General features: G+C 50.2%; 11 protein-coding genes. 5 read left to right on the top strand and 6 right to left on the bottom strand.

The window, feature by feature from the left end; all coding sequences use genetic code 11:
- The first annotated feature begins 176 nt into the window (after positions 1–176).
- Positions 177–1,670, top strand: coding sequence for a S8 family serine peptidase (locus FOA19_RS18650; RefSeq protein ID WP_149092356.1), 1,494 nt, complete (start codon positions 177–179; stop codon positions 1,668–1,670).
- Between the two features lie 104 nt (positions 1,671–1,774).
- Here FOA19_RS18650 and FOA19_RS18645 read toward each other — a convergent pair whose 3' ends face one another.
- From FOA19_RS18645 to FOA19_RS18630, 4 genes are all read right to left on the bottom strand, one after another.
- Positions 1,775–4,246, bottom strand: a complete 2,472-nt coding sequence (locus FOA19_RS18645) for a M56 family metallopeptidase (RefSeq protein WP_149092355.1) — start codon at positions 4,244–4,246, stop codon at positions 1,775–1,777.
- Positions 4,239–4,616, bottom strand: coding sequence for a BlaI/MecI/CopY family transcriptional regulator (locus tag FOA19_RS18640; RefSeq protein WP_149092354.1), 378 nt, complete (start codon positions 4,614–4,616; stop codon positions 4,239–4,241). The genes FOA19_RS18645 and FOA19_RS18640 overlap by 8 nt, the downstream gene beginning before the upstream one ends.
- Before the next feature lie 191 nt (positions 4,617–4,807).
- Entirely contained in the window at positions 4,808–5,266 is a 459-nt protein-coding gene (locus FOA19_RS18635) for a hypothetical protein (RefSeq protein ID WP_149092353.1), read from the bottom strand.
- 227 nt (positions 5,267–5,493) lie between these two features.
- Positions 5,494–7,479, bottom strand: coding sequence for a TonB family protein (locus FOA19_RS18630; RefSeq protein WP_149092352.1), 1,986 nt, complete (start codon positions 7,477–7,479; stop codon positions 5,494–5,496).
- Positions 7,480–7,758: 279 nt separating this feature from the next.
- On the opposite strand from FOA19_RS18630, the gene FOA19_RS18625 reads away from it, so the two are divergent.
- Entirely contained in the window at positions 7,759–8,886 is a 1,128-nt protein-coding gene (locus FOA19_RS18625) for a glycosyltransferase family 4 protein (protein ID WP_149092351.1), read from the top strand.
- A 170-nt stretch (positions 8,887–9,056) separates the two neighbouring features.
- On the opposite strand, the gene FOA19_RS18620 is transcribed toward FOA19_RS18625, so the two are convergent.
- Positions 9,057–9,521 carry a GNAT family N-acetyltransferase gene (locus tag FOA19_RS18620; protein WP_149092350.1) on the bottom strand — a complete coding sequence of 155 codons (465 nt, stop codon included), beginning with the start codon at positions 9,519–9,521 and terminating at the stop codon, positions 9,057–9,059.
- 244 nt (positions 9,522–9,765) lie between these two features.
- Here FOA19_RS18620 and FOA19_RS18615 point away from each other — a divergent pair, with 244 nt between their 5' ends.
- The 3 genes from FOA19_RS18615 to FOA19_RS18605 all read left to right on the top strand — a co-directional run bounded on the left by FOA19_RS18615 (position 9,766) and on the right by FOA19_RS18605 (position 13,582).
- On the top strand, positions 9,766–11,007 hold the full coding sequence (locus tag FOA19_RS18615; RefSeq protein ID WP_149092349.1) for a M16 family metallopeptidase: 1,242 nt from the start codon (positions 9,766–9,768) through the stop codon (positions 11,005–11,007).
- Between the two features lie 526 nt (positions 11,008–11,533).
- On the top strand, positions 11,534–12,337 hold the full coding sequence (locus FOA19_RS18610) for a M57 family metalloprotease (protein ID WP_149092348.1): 804 nt from the start codon (positions 11,534–11,536) through the stop codon (positions 12,335–12,337).
- Between the two features lie 441 nt (positions 12,338–12,778).
- A complete protein-coding gene (locus FOA19_RS18605; protein ID WP_149092347.1) occupies positions 12,779–13,582 on the top strand; it encodes a M57 family metalloprotease in 804 nt (267 codons plus the stop codon).
- 343 nt (positions 13,583–13,925) lie between these two features.
- Here the strand turns inward: FOA19_RS18605 and FOA19_RS18600 are convergent, their stop codons facing one another.
- Positions 13,926–16,421: a S8 family serine peptidase gene (locus tag FOA19_RS18600; protein WP_190300466.1), complete on the bottom strand. Its 2,496-nt coding sequence runs from the start codon at positions 16,419–16,421 to the stop codon at positions 13,926–13,928.
- Between the last annotated feature and the right edge of the window lie 278 nt (positions 16,422–16,699).

Below are 16,699 nucleotides of genomic sequence, written 5' to 3'. Positions count from 1 at the left end.
TCTGGCCTGCTTTTCTGAAATAGACCTTAAAACAAGGTTTTGAGGCTTAAATGTATGACATTAAACGGTAATTTGCAGGCAAATAGCCTTCATTTAATCTTGTGAACGTGAGGGTTTGTACAATAGTATTTTTTTTCTGTGCCTTGGTTATAAGGAGTTTCCTTCCGCCCCAGGCCATGGCGCAGCAACGGTATTGGGTCATCTTCAAAGACAAGCCCGCCGCTGGCCCCGGCCCGCTGGTGAGCGCCGCCGCCCTGGAAAAACGCCGCCTGCAAAACCTGCCCCCCGCCCAGCCTTCTGACCAACCGGTACACCCCGCCTACCTGGACAGTCTGGCCCAAAAAGGCTTTACCGTCACCTCGGTTTCCAAGTGGCTCAACGCCGCCGTGGTCGCTGCCAACCCCGCGCAGGTGAAAAGCCTGGAGCAAAGTTCTTTTGTGCGGGAGCTCAAGCCCATCACCGGGTATTTCACGCCTACCCAGACCTCAACGCCCTACAAGCCGCAGTACGTGAGCAAAGCCCTGACCCAGCTCAAACCCGAGGCCATTCTGGCGGCCGGCCTCACGGGCCGAGGCGTGAAAGTAGGCGTGATTGATGCGGGTTTCTTTGAGGCCCCCAAGAAGGCGGGGTTGCAGCCCATTTTTGAAAACGGCCGCCTCAAAGCCTTCCGCGATTTTGTGACCCCCGCCCTGAGCCAGACTTATCATAAGCGCGAAACCTACATGGACTCCCACGGCACCGATGTGCTGCTCTGCCTGGCTGGCTCTGACCCTAAGGCCCGTGTTCTGAGCGGTTTTGCCTCAGAAGCCGATTTTTACCTGGCCCGCACCGACCAGAGCAACCGAGAGAGCCGGGTAGAAGAAGAATACTTTGTGCGGGCCCTGGAGTGGATGGACAGCCTGGGCGTACAGTTGGTGAACTCGTCTTTGGGTTATGGCACCGGTTTTGACAAACCCGAGGAAAACTACCGGCCCGAGCAGATGGATGGCAGCAGCTACATTGCCCGCGCCGTGCAGATGGCCGTGGAACAGAAGGGTATGATGCTGGTGATTGCGGCCGGCAATGACGGTAGCAACAAGAAGTGGCAGGTAGTGAACACCCCTGCCGATGCTGCTGGCGTGCTCACCGTGGGTGCCACTGATTATTCCACCTGGAGCAAACAGGGCTACAGCAGCATCGGGCCTACTTTCCTGCCGTACCTCAAACCAGACGTGGTGTGTTTCGCGGCCTCGGGGACTTCTTTTTCGGCACCAGTCATTACTGGGTTGGCCGCGTGCCTCCTGGAAGCAAACCCCGCCCTCTCGCCCCAACAACTCACCAGTATCATTCAGAAAAGCAGCCACCTGTACCCCTTCGGGAATAACTATGTGGGCTACGGCGTACCTGATGCGGGCAAAGCGCTGGAGTTGGCGTTGGGCCTAGCTACTCCTAATGTGGTAAATGCCATGATCCGGGTGACGGGCAAGACGTTCAGTTTTATGACGAGTGCAGTGAGCGGTATACAGGAGAACGGCGGCATTGTGCTGTACCGGAAAGCCTCCCCCACCAGGGTCATCCATCAGCAGAAACTATCCAGCCGTCTCAAAAAGATTGTAGTGAAGCGCCTGCCCGGCGAAACCCACACCACGATGCAGGTAGGCCCCAAAGTGATGGAGTTGGTGTGGCAGTAGCCGCCTTTCCTTAGCCTTTCAGTTTAGAAGCCAATTTCAAAAAAAGAGCCCGGAAATAGGTTCCGGGCTCTTTTTTCATTTAAGATGAACTGGTTTGTTCTGCTTTATGGCTTAATGCGGTAGGGGATGACGTACTTCACTGCCACTGGTTTGCCGTTTTGGTAGCCTGGTTTCCAGGTGGGCATGCCAGAGACTACGCGCACCGCTTCCTGGTTAAGATCAGGAGACATGCCTTTCAGGACTTCCACTTTTGACACCTTGCCTTCTTTGGTGATGACGCATGAAATAATCATTAAACCGCCTTCTTCTGCGGCTCCTTTGGGGTATATAAAATTCTCTCCCAGGTACTTGGTCAGGGCTGCTGGTCCGCCCGGAAACTCTGGCATTTGCTCCACGGCGATGAAAACGTTTTCCTCCTGAACAAACGCCGGCTCATTCGTACCCTTGGCAGCCGCATCGGCCACTACCCGGTAAGGAACCGTGTATTTCACCGATACTGCTTTCCCGTTCTGATATCCGGGTTTCCAGGCAGGCATATTCTGCAGTGACTGTACGAAGGCTTGATCCAGGCTGGGGTGCAGCTTTTTTAAGACCTGTACATCGGTTACTTTTCCTTCCGGATTGATGACAAACGTTGCTACCATGGACCCGATGATGTTGGCATCTTTGGCATCCTGAGGGTAAGTAGTGTTTTCCTTCAGGTACTTGAACATGGCCGCTGATCCGCCGGGGAACTCGGGCATCTGTTCCACGGCGATGAATATGTTGTTTTGTGCTGGCGCATTGGCCTTTGTTTCAGCTGAGAAGGCTTTATTAGCGGCTTTTTCCTGTATCTGCTTAGCCTGTTCATACGTTGTCTTGTTACCGTAACCAGTAGCCACGCTAAATTCAATTATCTCTTTAGAAGCAACTGGTTTACCGCCTTTCAGGGCAGGTGCCCATTGAGCCATCTTTGGGGCTGCCCTGAGAAACTCTTTCCCAATGGCTTGATTCACCTCGGCCTTGTTGCCGGGTTCGGTCATGACATTAAGAACTTTTACCTGAGTTACATTCCCATTTTCATCAATGAGTAGTTCTGCTTTGATCTCCCTATAGAAATCTAGGATACTGTCACCGGCAGGTCTCAATTTGAACACTTCCTCAGGCATAATAAATTGCCTATCTATACTATGAACCATAGCTAGTTTTCCGCCGGGGTACTCGGCCCGCTTGGTAACAGCATTACTGGCAACTTCTGCCTTTGACGTGACGAAGGTCTTCTGCTGCCTGCTGGTCAGATAATCTGAATAGGATAGGAAATTACCGCTTACGCTGGCCACCGAGATGGTTTCTTTGGATGCCACAGGTTTGCCGTCTTTCTGGGCTGGGATCCATTTGGGCATCTGGCTTACCATCTTGGCAAACTGCGCATGGATGGCTTTCACCACCTCGGGGTCATTGGGACGTACTTCCAGGCCCCGGCTTTTCCCGTAACGGGGGGTGCCGTCTGGGTCTATCTCCACCTCCATGCTGCCTTTCACCTGCACAAATTCGTTCTGGTTTTTCCTTTTCTCAAAAGCAATTTGGGGCAGCACCAAATGATTCTTCACGTAGGCATTGAGCGCTTCTCGGCCGCCGGGGAATTGAGCAGGTCCGTTCTGCACCTTGGCCGTTGCCTCTGCGCTACTTTCGGGAACCGGGGCCGGACGCATGGCGGCAACCGCCACCAAAACCAGGATAAGGACAGGAACTACCATCAGCATCCGGCTGAGTTTGGGGGATTCATGCAATCTTTTCATCATTTTGATTCTGGTTAAGGTGAGGGATTTATTGAGAAAGAAGTAACTGCCCAATGGAAAATCTGCGGATTTGAGCACCTGCTTTACCAAGAGCGAAGAATACAAGCCTGCACCTGAGGCTTTAGCTACGTGGGCATCGGCAATGAACTCATGGGTTTGCTCCAAGGCCTTTTTATACAGCACCAGCAGCGGATTAAACCAGAACACTACCCCGGCCAGGGACACCAACAGTACATCCAGGGTGTGCCGCTGGTCAATATGCACCTGCTCGTGCTGAAGAATGCGCTCGGTTTCCTCAGGAGTGAGCGTTTGGCTGTTGTCAAAGAAAACCCAGCGCCAGAAAGAGAAAGTGGGGAATTGCCCGTTGGTGAGAATCACAGGCGCCTGGTTGGGCAGGTAAAAGGAAACGCCTTCTTGCCGGGCAAACCGCCGAAGACGGAGGACCTGCACCAGAAACCTTCCCGCGAAGAACACCACCCCAAGACCATAGGCCAAGTACAGCAGGTTCCAGTAGTCAAAGGATTCCTCAGGTGTGATGATTGCCTCAGAGGTAACTAAGGGCATTTCCATTGCCGTTTCAAAAACCAAGGCAGTTTCCGGCTCTTGCTCCTGCGGCCAAATACTGATACCCGGCAAATTGGAGAGCGGCAACAGGCAAGACAGCAAAATAGCCGCCAGCAGGTAGAACCGATTGAACTGGAAACAGGTCTCCCGTTTCAGAACCAGCACAAAGAAGAGGTAGAGTAACACCAGCCCCGCGCCCGATTCCAGCAGGTACTGCAGCAGCGCCTCATTCATCTTCTTTTTTGTCTAGGTCCTCTTTCACGTGTTTCAGCATCTCCTCCAGTTCCTGCAGGTCCATGTTCTCCTCTTTTGCGAAGAAGGACACCAGGCGCTTGAAAGAGCCCCCAAAATAGCCGCTCACAAAGTTCTTCAGGTAGAAGTGGCGGTAATCGTCACGGGCGATGAGCGGATAATACTCGTGGGTCTTACCGTAGGCCTTGTAGCCCACAAAGCCTTTCTTCTCCAGAATTCGCACGATGGTGGAAACGGTGTTGTAAGCGGGCTTGGGCTCGGGCAACTGGTCCAAGATGTCTTTCACGAAGCCCTGCCGCAAATTCCAGAGAATCTGCATGACTTGCTCCTCGGCTTTGGTTAACTCTTTCATAGGTAGGTGGTAATGGTGATGAACTAAACCTACAACTAATATTTTAGTTTTCAAACTAAAGAATTAGTTAATTAATAAAAAAAGAGCCCCATGAAACGATACAACTCCGTTCCATGGGGTTCTCTTAGTGCGGCTGTTCTGCCGCTAAATCCTTACTAGTTTAGGATTCCTAGCAAATGGTTTTTGGCCAATTATTTGAATAACCCACCTAAACCGCCCAGATTGCCTAATCCGCCTAATCCGCCTTTGCCCAACATACCTGTGAGGGATTCTGTGATGCTGGAGGGGGTGATGCTGTGATCATTGGGATCATTGGCCTTATGGGTGAATTTCTGCAGCAAGCCCGGCAAGGCCGCCGCAATGGCGGTGGTGGCTGCCGGAGGTAACCCAAACTTACTTCCCAAGCTACTTACCACATTATGGGTGATGGAGGCAATCACCGGATTTCCGGCAGTCGTCCCGCCGCCCTGCAGCATAGACAACAATCCGCCTATGCCCCCTTGCGTCACCAACTGGCTGGCCAATCCGGTTGTAACCTGGTGGGCAACCTCATTATGTACCGCATCTTCCTTCCCTGGGGGTATGGCTGCTGCTACTTGGGGGTTGTTGCCTAACTGCTGCTTTACTAAGCCTACTATTTGATCAAACATACGTAACTCCTTTACCTGAATAGTTGTAGATTTTTTGTAAACGGAGTTAAATCGAAATTGTTGATTCTGCCTTCCTCATCCTGCCCTCACATGGAGAAACTGAAAAGACATAGATAGCACAGCAAAGCAGGAATTCACGTTTATATAAGCTTTACCTTAATTTCGTGATTTTAGGAAAGACTTGGAACGCTCAGACTGACGCAAAGGCTTTTACTTCTACCTGCATCTTACCAATTCCCAACCGGAACAACTGAATTGTTGGCTATCATCAAGGGAACTCTTACCCGAATAGCCACTTTTCTATCATCTAAGGACGCAGGCCTCCAAGCGGGCATTTGTTTGAAGAGGTTCAGGACGGCATCGTCTACACCCGGGTGTACCCTTTGTACTACCTCCAGAGAATGGATCTGCCCTTTTGAGTCCACTATAAAACTCAGGACGAGGGTACCTGCGGCGTTCTCCTGCCTGGCATCGGGTGGGTAAAGGAGGTTTTTGGCGATATATTTCTGAAGACTTCCTTGTCCTCCGGGAAAGACGGGCATTCTCTCGGCATGTAAGTATACTTTTTCCTCCTTAAATTCTTTTTCCACGACCCTTTTTTCTCCCTCGGTGACTTCATAAGAGAAGGAATGAATCACTGGCACTGCTTTTCCACCCTGTATAGCAGGTTTCCACTCGGGCATCTTCTCCAAGGCGTTCATAACGATGTGGTCGAAATAAGCGTCCAAGGATTTGGTGATGCGTATGTCAGATACTTTACCAGTCTCGGAAATCTGGAACTCTGCTTCCAGGGTACCGGCTACTTTTCTTTGCTTCGCATCTTCCAGAGAGGCCTTGTGTTCTTTCATGAATTGCCACATTCCCTGTTCTCCGCCGGGAAACTCCGGCAGGGCATCCACTATGAGCTGCTTCTGTTCTGCTTTGGCCTTCAAGCGGGCCTGCATTTCCACCGGGTCCGGAATCCCTTGCCAATACCCCTGGTAATATCTTGGTTTCCATACCGGAGGATTTTCCAGCAGCGTGATGGTGTTGTTAGCCACCCTGAAGGAAAACTCGGTGCGCACATTTACAAATCTGCCATTAATCCTACCTGGTTTCCAGGTGGGCATTTTTTTGATAACCTGCATGATAGCGGTATCAACGCTGGGGTGTAAGGCATGGGTCACGTCTAAATACCCTATTTCTCCTTTACGATTGATCACTCCCTCCACTGAAAACAGGCCTTCTACCTTATCCTGCTTGGCGCTTTCAGGGAAAGCGAGGTTAGCTGCCAAAAATTCCAGTAAAGCTTCTCTTCCGCCTAGGAAGGTAGGATCATCCTGCGCAATATGAAATACTTCCAAGGTCAGATGCAGCCTCTCCTGCTCCTCATCTGGTAATCCGGAGAGCCCTTGTTTCACCCCCAGGGAAAACCCCAACGATAGAGGCTCTGGTTTTTGGCTTGTATTTTTCACCTTCCAAAGGGGCATGTTTTTCAAGGCCCTCACTACTGCCTGGTCAAAGACTGGGTGCAGAGATTTGATGATTCCCACATTGTTCACCTTGCCAGTCTCAGAAATCGTGAACTGTACCGCTATGACGCCTTCAGCCTTCGTTTTCCGGGCATCATCTAAAAACGCCTTGTTTTCCCGCATATACTGCCAAAACGCCTTTTCCCCTCCAGGAAACTCTAATGGTTGATCCATCCACAGGTTTTTCTCTTTCTTGGGTAAAGGAGACTCATTTTTAGCAGTGACAGACGCTATGGCTCCCTTAGGCGTCAGTCCTTTCCAAACCACTTTGAAAGGAACCGAGGATCTTACGGCTACAGGCTCACCCTTCACCATCCCTGGTTTCCAATTTGGCATGGAAGAAACCACGCGTACCAATTCCTGATCCAGACTGGGCAATAACTTCTTTACTATTTCTACTTGGGTTACTTTTCCTTCTTTGGAAATAACGAACGAAGCGACCATGGTCCCGTTTAGGGAGTCCTGGTCTATGCCCATGTTAATGACAAAATTATTCGCCAGGTATTTCAACATGGCACCTTGCCCACCTGGGAACTCCGGCATCTGCTCAGCAGTAACATATACTTTCTCTTCAACGGGCTTCTCCTGTGCCACCACAGGCAAACTAGTCCAGAGCCATACCCAACAACAAAGCAGAATCGCAAATGTGAATCCTCTGGAAGTGGAAAAAGGCCGAAACGGACCAAGTACTCTTTGTATCATTTTGCAGGGCTTTGTGGAGTAATTCGTACTGGGATAGCTATGTGTATAGAATTTTTATTTTTGCATCAATATAGGACAAATCTTTTATATAATTTGATGCATATTTAAAAACCTTGAACCATCCAAGCTTTACAAATTATTTGTTTGCACCTGTCCCAAATCCTGTGAGCCTACCTAAGACGAGGTAAGTTACTTTCTCAATATTCTCGTTCTTTTCCGTTCTTCAGGGTTCCAGGCGCTCTACTTGTTCCGGAAGAATGCTAATATTGCGGTGTTGATATGAAGATAGGATACGACGCGAAACGCGCTTTCACCAATACCTCGGGCCTGGGGAATTACAGCCGCTTTGTTATCTCGGGCATGATGACGCATTACTCCCAGGACGAATACGCGCTGTTCACCCCCCGCCGAAACGACCTTTTCAAAGACTTTTTTCCTTCGGTAGCCAAGACCCAGGTTGTGCAGCCCAACGGGTTGGGCAAGCGGTTCTCTTCCCTATGGCGCACCTTCGGGTTGCGGGCGGCTTTGCCCCAGCATGGGGTGCAGGTGTACCACGGCCTCAGCAACGAACTGCCCTACGGCCTGGACCGGCAGCGCACCAAACTGGTAGTGACCATCCATGACCTTATCTTTCTGCGCTTCCCGGAGCTTTACCCTACCATTGACCGCTACATCTACCGCAAGAAGTTCAAAGACGCCTGCGACAGCGCCCACCAGATCATTGCCATCAGTGAGCAGACGGCCCAGGACCTGGAGGAGTTCTTCGGGGTGGGTCGTGAGAAGGTGCAGGTGGTGTACCAGGACTGTGACCCTGTTTTTCAGCTGATTCCCGAAAAAGAGGCCCAAACCGAGGTGCGGCAGAAGTACGGGTTGCCAAGTCAGTTCATTCTTTGCGTGGGCACACTGGAGCGCCGCAAAAACCAACTGCATCTGTTAAAAGGCTGGCACGCGGCGGGTGCCCCGATTCCGGTGGTTTTCATCGGGCGCAAAACCGAGTACTACCAGGAGATACAGGACTTTATTGCGCAGCATTCGCTGGCGGATAAGGTGTTATTTCTGCCCTACATCCCTTTCCAGGAGCTCCCGATTATCTACCAACTGGCTACGCTGTTTGTCTATCCCTCTATCTTTGAAGGCTTCGGGATACCCATTGTGGAGGCTTTGAACAGCGGCGTGCCCGTGATCACGTCTACCGGTTCCTGTTTCTCCGAGGCCGGTGGTCCGGCTACACGCTACGTCTCCCCTACCGATGTGGAAGGCATGGCCCACGCCATCCAGGAAGTCCTGTCCAGCCCCGATCTCCAGAAACAGATGGTGAAACAAGGTCTGGAGCACGCCCAAACCTTCCGGCCGCAAGTCACTATCCCGCAGCTCTACCAAGTCTACGAGCATGTCTTAACGCAATAAAATTGGATCGCTGAAGAGGAAAGCCGTTGCGCCGGTTTTCTGATGAAGAAGTAAATGAATGCCGTTTTTAGGCCGATATTGAATAAATCGATTTAAAACGGAAAGCGTTGCTATTCCTACTTAAGAGGAGAAAGGCAGCGTTTGCCTGATCAATTTTAGCCTAAGAGAAATCAGGAATTGTCCAGCTCCAGGTACAGGATGGGGTGCGGCTTGCCCATGGCGTCCAGCTCAGAACGCTTGGTTACTTTAAAGCCGTGGTGCTGGTAGAAACCTAGGGCTTGCTCATTTTCCTCGTTCACGTCCACTTTGGTCACGCCCTGGTGCCGGATCACGTGCTGCAGCAAGGCCGTGCCGATGCCTCTTCCCCGGGCCATGGGATGCAGAAACAGCATTTCCAGCTTACCCGCCATAACCCCCGCGAAACCCAAAATGGCTCCGTGGCTGTTGCGGGCGCAGGTGAGTTTCATCATTTTGAGATAGTCATGCAAGATAATGGGCCGGAAAAAGGCAATTTCGTCTTCAGTGACAAATGGATGGGTAGCCCGCACCGATGCCTCCCAAACCGCCACCAGCTCGGGGTACTCTGCGGGCGTGGCGCCGCTCAGCCTGATATCAGGGGTGTCTAAGTGAATCATTTCCTTTGCCCTTTTATGACTAGACACCCAAAGCCCCGGTGTACCCTTATGTTACCTTGAATAAAAACGTATTAAGCGAGCGGTTCTATTTTGGTAAGGCCTTCCCCGGTGCTGCAAAATTGCGGGAGGCTTCTTCTAAATCTTCACCTTTTCACGGCAATCCTCCGTACCTTTGCAGGCTGCTTTCTCTTTTGTACAACAAGGGCAGCGCAAAAGTGTTTTACTTGTAAACGCACCATTTAACTTGACGAAATTACCTGATTACCATATCCATACCCTATCCAACGGCATTAGAGTGCTGCACAAGCAGGTACCGCATACTAAAATCGCGCACTGCGGTTTTATGATGGACATTGGTTCCCGCGATGAACTGCCCCATGAGCAAGGCCTGGCCCACTTCTGGGAGCACATGGCGTTCAAAGGAACCCAGAAGCGGAAATCGTTCCACATCCTGAATCGGCTGGAAAGTGTGGGCGGCGAACTGAACGCCTACACCACCAAAGAGAAGATCAGCTTTTATGCCTCGGTTTTGGAAAACCACTTCGAAAAGGCCTTTGAGCTGCTCACCGATATCACCTTCAACTCCACCTTTCCCGGTAAGGAGATTGAGAAGGAGCGCGGCGTGATTCTGGAGGAAATGGCCATGTACCTGGACACCCCCGAGGACGCCATCATTGATGAGTTTGACGCCGTGGTGTTCCAGAACCACCCGCTGGGTTACAACATTCTGGGTACCCGCGAGAGCGTGAGCGGCTTTACCCGTGAAGACTTCCAGGCCTTTATTGACCGCAACCTCAGCACCGACAAGCTGGTGTTCTGCTCTGTGAGCAACTGGCCTATTGCCAAAGTGGTGAAGCTAGCCGAGAAATACCTGGGGCACCTCCAAAGCAAGATCCAGCCCCGCGAGCGGCTCCTGTTCAACAGCTACGAGCCGCAGACTCTGGTTATGGAAAAAGCCATCCAGCAGGCGCACTGCGTCATCGGGTGCCCCGCATATCCTTTGTCTGATCCGCGCCGGCTCACGTTCTTCATGCTGGTGAACATTCTGGGCGGCCCTGGCATGAACTCCCGCCTGAACCTAGCGGTGCGCGAGAAACACGGCCTGGTGTACACCATTGACGCCAACTACGCCACCTACGTAGATACCGGCCTTTTTGGGATATACTTCGGGACGGAGAAGAAGCAATTGAAACGCACCACCGGGCTGGTCTTGAAAGAATTGAAGCTGCTGCGCGAAAAGCCTATGGGCAGTGTGCAGTTGCACACTGCCAAGGAGCAACTGATGGGCCAACTGGCCATGGCCGAGGAGAGCAACATGGGCTTTATGATGATGATGGGCAAGAGCATCCTGGACCTGAACACCATTGAAAGCCTGAATGACATCTTCGGACAGATCAAGAAAGTACAGGCTAATGACCTCCTGGAAATGGCTCAGGAAACTCTGCGCGAAGAAAACCTGAGTTTCCTGCAGTACGTGCCTAATTAAGAATTAATCTTTTACTCATTATCTATTTACAGAAAAGGCTGCCTAATGGCAGCCTTTTTCATTTTCAGGGTATTTTATCAAAAACACTCATTATTCATTTAAAACGAATCAATAAAATGTAAACTTTAACAATAAACAAGAGTCTTATTTACTGTTTCACAATTTTATCTCATCTCAAATAAGGAAATATATAAATAGGAATTAAACCTAGTTTACTCTCCGTATTAATACTCTTATCAATACATATTTGGCTACTTTTAAGCTTTTATATCTAAAAAAATAAGTTGCATTTACCCTTCTTTTCCATTAGCAAAACTTAATATAAGTGAGGCATAGTCTATGTCACTACATATAATTTAATTTATTCAACTATACATTTTATAATTAAAACACAAAACCTTTTCTATAACTACTCATTTTGAATTATTAAAAAAATTTAATTAACTATTTCACTTAAAAAATCTTGCACTCCCAATTTTTTATCCATAAAATAGCCTATCACTTAACATAAACCCCAATAAGCAGTATGAAGAAAAACTACTCAATCAAACTCCTCGCGTTCGCTTTATTATTAGGCGGCACCTCGTGTTCTGTAAGTGAAGAAGAAGTGGTAGAGAAAGCGCAAGTCTCTAAAGAGAAGCTGCAACAGATCTACAACATGGGCTTCGGGACCACCGATGTCAAAGCCGTTGACGGCGGCTACCTGGTAGAGGGAGACATCTTTTTAACGGATGAGCAACTGAACGCCAAGCAGGATCCCAAGTTCTTACGCGTTGGCGAAACCGAACAATACCGCACCAGCAGCCTGGTAAGCGTGGGAAGCGGACGCACCATCAACGTGGCCATCACTACTTCTTTGCCTAGCTCTTATGTAACTGCGCTAGATGAAGCTATTCGCCGCTACAACGCAGAAAACCTGCTGATTAGGTTCAGAAGAGTATCCTCAGGGTACAACATCTTGTTGTCTAAGGCCCCAACCGGTTCTTCTTACCTGGCCTCAGCGGGCTTCCCTTCCGGCGGAAATCCTTACAACAGAGTTCTGGTGAACTCAGATTATATGGGCTCTAACCCAGGAACCAATTACCTGGCCACCATTCTGGCGCACGAATTAGGCCACACCATCGGGTTCCGCCACACCGACTACATGGACCGGAGCTACAGTTGCGGTGGCGCCTATACCAACGAAGGTGCTTCCACTGTAGGCGCTATTCACATCCCGGGCACGCCCACCACCGCCGATGCCACCTCGTGGATGTTGGCTTGCGTGGCCACTGGCCAGAATCGTCCGTTCAATACCAACGACCGCACGGCCCTCAATTACCTCTATTAATTTCTTATAGATTCTTAAGAAATTCAGTCTTTTTATAATCTAAAAGACGCTCTCCTTTATAGGCAATAAAATATCCTAAACGGGTTTTATACAAAAACCTAAAGGGTATTTTATTGCCTAAATTATCCGGATTTTAAGCATTTGGAATAATTGATTTTTATATCCTTTTTTCGTCAACCTTAATCTATCTTCAACGTTACAGGCTTTATCCTGCTTTTACAGTTGTTCCTTCAAACAAAGAACTCCCCTCCTTTAGCCATTGACAAAACAAACCACAGTTTAACACTCCTTTTTCTGGCTGGTTGTTTTTAAAAATACTTTCTTTTTCCTTTTATACCGAAGCCGTTTTTTTCTTCCATAAAAAAGAACTAAATTCAATTTCAATCTTTACTACCTAACAAACTTTTCTCACACTTTACACCAAACCTTAACAAACAAATTATGAAGTTAACGCACACTCTTAAATTAGCGGCAGTAGCCTTAGTACTTGGTTTTTCTTCTTGTTCTTCTGCCGATGAAGAAATTGTTGAAAAAGCGGCTGTTTCAAAAGACACGCTGGCTAAAATCTATGAAATGGGCTTCGGCACCACAGATGTAAAAGTAGTAGAAGGCGGCTATCTGGTAGAAGGAGATATCCTTTTGACAGATGCCGAATTAAACGCCAAACATGATCATAAATTCCTGCGCGTAGGTGAAACCGAGCAGTACCGCACCACTAACCTGGTAAATGCCGGATCCGGCCGTAACATCACTTTATCCATTGACCCAAGCTTGCCCGCTACCTATGTAACTGCTCTTGATGCCGCCATTGCCCGTTACAACGCGCAAGGTTTGACCATTACCATGAGCCGTGTTTCTTCTGGTGGTCAGATCTACCTTCAGGCTGCTCCTAAGTCAGCTCAATACCTTGCTTCTGCTGGTTTCCCAGTGAACGGCAACCCACATAACAACATTAAGATAGCTACCCGCTACATTGGCACCAACCCTAACCAGGCTTGGTTCACCACTATTCTGGCGCACGAAATCGGTCACTGCATCGGGTTCCGCCACACTGACTACATGGACAGAAGCTATAGCTGCGGTGGTTCTTACACCAACGAAGGTGCTTCTACTGTAGGCGCTGTCCACATCCCAGGCACGCCAACTACCGCTGATGCCACTTCCTGGATGTTAGCTTGTATCGGTTCTGGCCAGAACCGTCCATTCAACACCAACGACGTAACTGCCCTTAAATACCTGTACTAGTCAGGTTTTAGAATCCTAGGGAAAATGGCCTCCAGTTACCTGGAGGCCATTTTTGTTTTCGGCCTGTTCTGCCCTAGCCTATACCGGAGTACTGGAGAACAGCTTGATTGAAAACAGTGGCCGCCCGGTGCCTTGGGCTTTTACTTTCGGTTTACTTCCAGGTGAAAGCTATCTCTGTTATAGGTTTTCTGCTTCCTTTTGGAAAAATGCCCTTAAACCATCCTTGTAGAAAGTGCCAATCCATTCAAGTCTGTTATTCCTACTTTTTCCGTTGTAAGTTTTCGTTTATAGGCCGATTTTCTGAAACAAGCCCTAAACGGCTCGGCAATCCTTTCGCGCTTCTTTACAGCAGAATGACTCTGGCTTGGGTGAGCGCACCTTCCTCTGAAAAGACTTTGATGAAATAAGCTCCCGGGCTTATGCCTTTGGTGTCAATGACCTTGATGGAACCGTCCTGGGAGTATTCCCTGATCAGGCGCCCCATTTGGTCATAGAGGAAAATTGAGTTGAGGCCGTCATCCTGGGTGATGATATTCAACTCTCCTCCCGCCAGGTTGGGGTTAGGATACACCTGGATGTAGTTCTTGGGAGTATAGAAAAGAGCTTCTTCCTGGCTGTAGAAGATGGTTCCGGCTTTGGTGACCATTTTGATTCGGTACTCATTCCTCCCGGAGACCGGAGCAGCATCCTGAAGTGCAAATTTGGTCTGCTGCCCTACAGCAATGGGCTGAATGGTCTGAAAGACACCGGCAATTTTCTTCTCCAGGTACATGGCCTCTATCCCAAACCCCGTACTGATTTGCAGGTCAAGCAAAGCGGTATCTGACACGAAGTGCCTGGGCAGAAAGCTGATAATGTAGCAACCTACTCCCTGTTGGGTGTAATTGAGGGTAAGGCTGCGCTGCCCTAACTTTCCGTTTACCAGCGGAGCAACTGCGTAATGGACTCCAGGCTGTTGGCTTTTTTGTAGAATCACCACCGTATCTGTGGTTTGGGCTGTGGGTTCCAAATACTGGGTTCCCATAGCGTACACCTGGTATCTATCGGCTCCTGCAGCTTTGGGCCAGAACAGCATAAACTCCTCACCGCATTGGTAACCCACTTTCAGCGGCAAGGTGGGTCCTACCATAAATAGCCCTGTCTCGTAGATTTCGCTTCCTACCACCATCCGCATCTGGGCTAGCGCCATGGTATCTGGGAAAACGGCATCAAAAGCCTCAGCGGATAAGGAAATGTTTTCTCCCAAGGTTAGCCATTGAGCCCCGCCGCTCGCCCATTTAAACTCCAGTTTGCCTTTGGCACCGTTTTGCACCGGCAACAACCAACGCAACCGGTTTTTTCGGCCGCTGTCTAGCTGGCCTCCAGCCGAGGGATACCCCCAGGAGAAGGCTTTCTCCACTTCATAGACTACACTGTATTCTTGTGTTCCTGCTACTTGAAAGCCTCGCACCTGCACCTCATATTCACCAGCCAGCGGGTTAGACACCGTTACCTGCTCTACGTTGTTCAGGTGATCAGTTTGGCGGCGGGCAAGTGCCAGTAGAGAATCTTTGTGGGCGAAGGTACTCAGGCCCCAAGGCAGCCAGTTCTCCCCATTTGCTATTGATCGCAGCGACAGGTCCAGATCCTGGATCAAGGCTTTCTCGGCGTTCGGAGATCCTTCCCGGTCTTGCCACACCAAGGTCACTTTCACTTTGGCCGTCCCCGCGGGGACCGTGAACCGAAAAGTACGAGTTGCTGCCTGCGTTACCTCGCCCAGGGCATATCTTTTATCCAGGATGGACTGAACCGCACCCAGCGCATCGGCATTCCCGAAACCGGCGGCATAGTCCACTTCGGGTCGGCCTTTGTCATCAGCGGAGTTGATGAGGGCGGCCTTTACCAAGGAAGAAGGAGGCAAAACCCCACCGTTCTGTTTCCGGTAGGCGTCCTGCACCACCAGGGCAATACCTGAGACCACCGAGGCGGCCTCTGAGGTCCCGGCCTCCCCAAAGGCCACCAGTTCTGGCTTGATGCGCCCGTCATACGTGGGTCCTGTGGAACTGAGCATACTCACTTGCCCCGAGGTGTCAATGGCGCCCACGCTCAGCGTGTTTTTGGAAACCTTGAACTGACCGGTGAGATTAGCAAAACCAGAGATATTGGCATATGGCCCCTCCTCCGCAACCAGAGCACCCGAATTCCCGGAGGAGAACACATGGAGCAAGGTTGGCAACTGGAGCGATTGCTGGTCATAGGCCTGGCTTTCCAGGCCATAGTAATTCTCCACCCCCACCCCGTAGGAATGGTTCTGCACCGATACGCCTTGGGTCTTCAGCAGGTCAGTGTTGTCAGGGAGCAGGTTAGAGAAATCTGCGGCGGTGAGCCGGCTTTGCCAAGCCACGCCTTTGCTGGAAGGTGCCGTATTCCCTCCGCCAGAGATCAACGTAGCCATGCTGGTTGCGTGCGGGGTAGCTTGTTGGTTAAAGCCCGGCGAAGAAAGCACGCGTGTTTTGAAATCTATATCGGTAGAGTCAAAGGGCTGCTCTTTTACGGAGACCACCAAGTCTTTGCCGTGCAGATGAGGGTATTGGAGATGCAGGGCCTCTACCCGGTTCACCCTAGGATCCGCGTTTTGCAGATAGGCCTCTTCCCGGGCTTTCCGGTTTGGCACGTCAACAAACTGCACCCAAGGGCTTTGAGCCAAGGTATGGAGGTTCTCTGGATTGATTTTCTCCAGGAAGTACACCTGGGACAGTGCGGTGGAGCGGACAGGCACCTGGGGCAAGGTGGCCTTCATCCAAGCCAGGAACTGTTTCTGGTCTTTCACCTGAACCCGCACTTGGGTTGTTTTCCGCATCTGGCCGCCGGATTGCAGCACCGGGGCTAACTTGCCCTGCCTTTTAAATTCAGGTGATTCCTGGCCTTGGGCAGCTAATGATAGAAATACCAGACCAACCCCAAATACCCATCGTCCTAAAATATTGCTAGTAAAAAACTGCCCCATCCGGTAATCATCTCGTCTGCTTAAAGAGATAATTTACCGGGTATTCTCCAGGAAAACAAACCTATACCGCTAAAATTAACTTACCATCCACGAAAAGATCCTTTGCGGTCAGCTACTAATGGTACAATTCG

Source organism: Rufibacter hautae (assembly GCF_008271695.1).
GTDB lineage: Bacteria > Bacteroidota > Bacteroidia > Cytophagales > Hymenobacteraceae > Nibribacter > Nibribacter hautae.
This window is presented reverse-complemented; position numbering and strand designations above follow the sequence as displayed.

Coding starts and splice junctions, on each gene's coding strand:
- FOA19_RS18610 (WP_149092348.1), top strand. CDS start 11,534: ATGAAGAAAAACTACTCAATCAAACTCCTCGCGTTCGCTTTATTATTA.
- FOA19_RS18630 (WP_149092352.1), bottom strand. CDS start 7,479: ATGATACAAAGAGTACTTGGTCCGTTTCGGCCTTTTTCCACTTCCAGA.
- FOA19_RS18650 (WP_149092356.1), top strand. CDS start 177: ATGGCGCAGCAACGGTATTGGGTCATCTTCAAAGACAAGCCCGCCGCT.
- FOA19_RS18620 (WP_149092350.1), bottom strand. CDS start 9,521: ATGATTCACTTAGACACCCCTGATATCAGGCTGAGCGGCGCCACGCCC.
- FOA19_RS18635 (WP_149092353.1), bottom strand. CDS start 5,266: ATGTTTGATCAAATAGTAGGCTTAGTAAAGCAGCAGTTAGGCAACAAC.
- FOA19_RS18640 (WP_149092354.1), bottom strand. CDS start 4,616: ATGAAAGAGTTAACCAAAGCCGAGGAGCAAGTCATGCAGATTCTCTGG.
- FOA19_RS18605 (WP_149092347.1), top strand. CDS start 12,779: ATGAAGTTAACGCACACTCTTAAATTAGCGGCAGTAGCCTTAGTACTT.
- FOA19_RS18625 (WP_149092351.1), top strand. CDS start 7,759: ATGAAGATAGGATACGACGCGAAACGCGCTTTCACCAATACCTCGGGC.
- FOA19_RS18600 (WP_190300466.1), bottom strand. CDS start 16,421: ATGCGGAAAACAACCCAAGTGCGGGTTCAGGTGAAAGACCAGAAACAG.
- FOA19_RS18645 (WP_149092355.1), bottom strand. CDS start 4,246: ATGAATGAGGCGCTGCTGCAGTACCTGCTGGAATCGGGCGCGGGGCTG.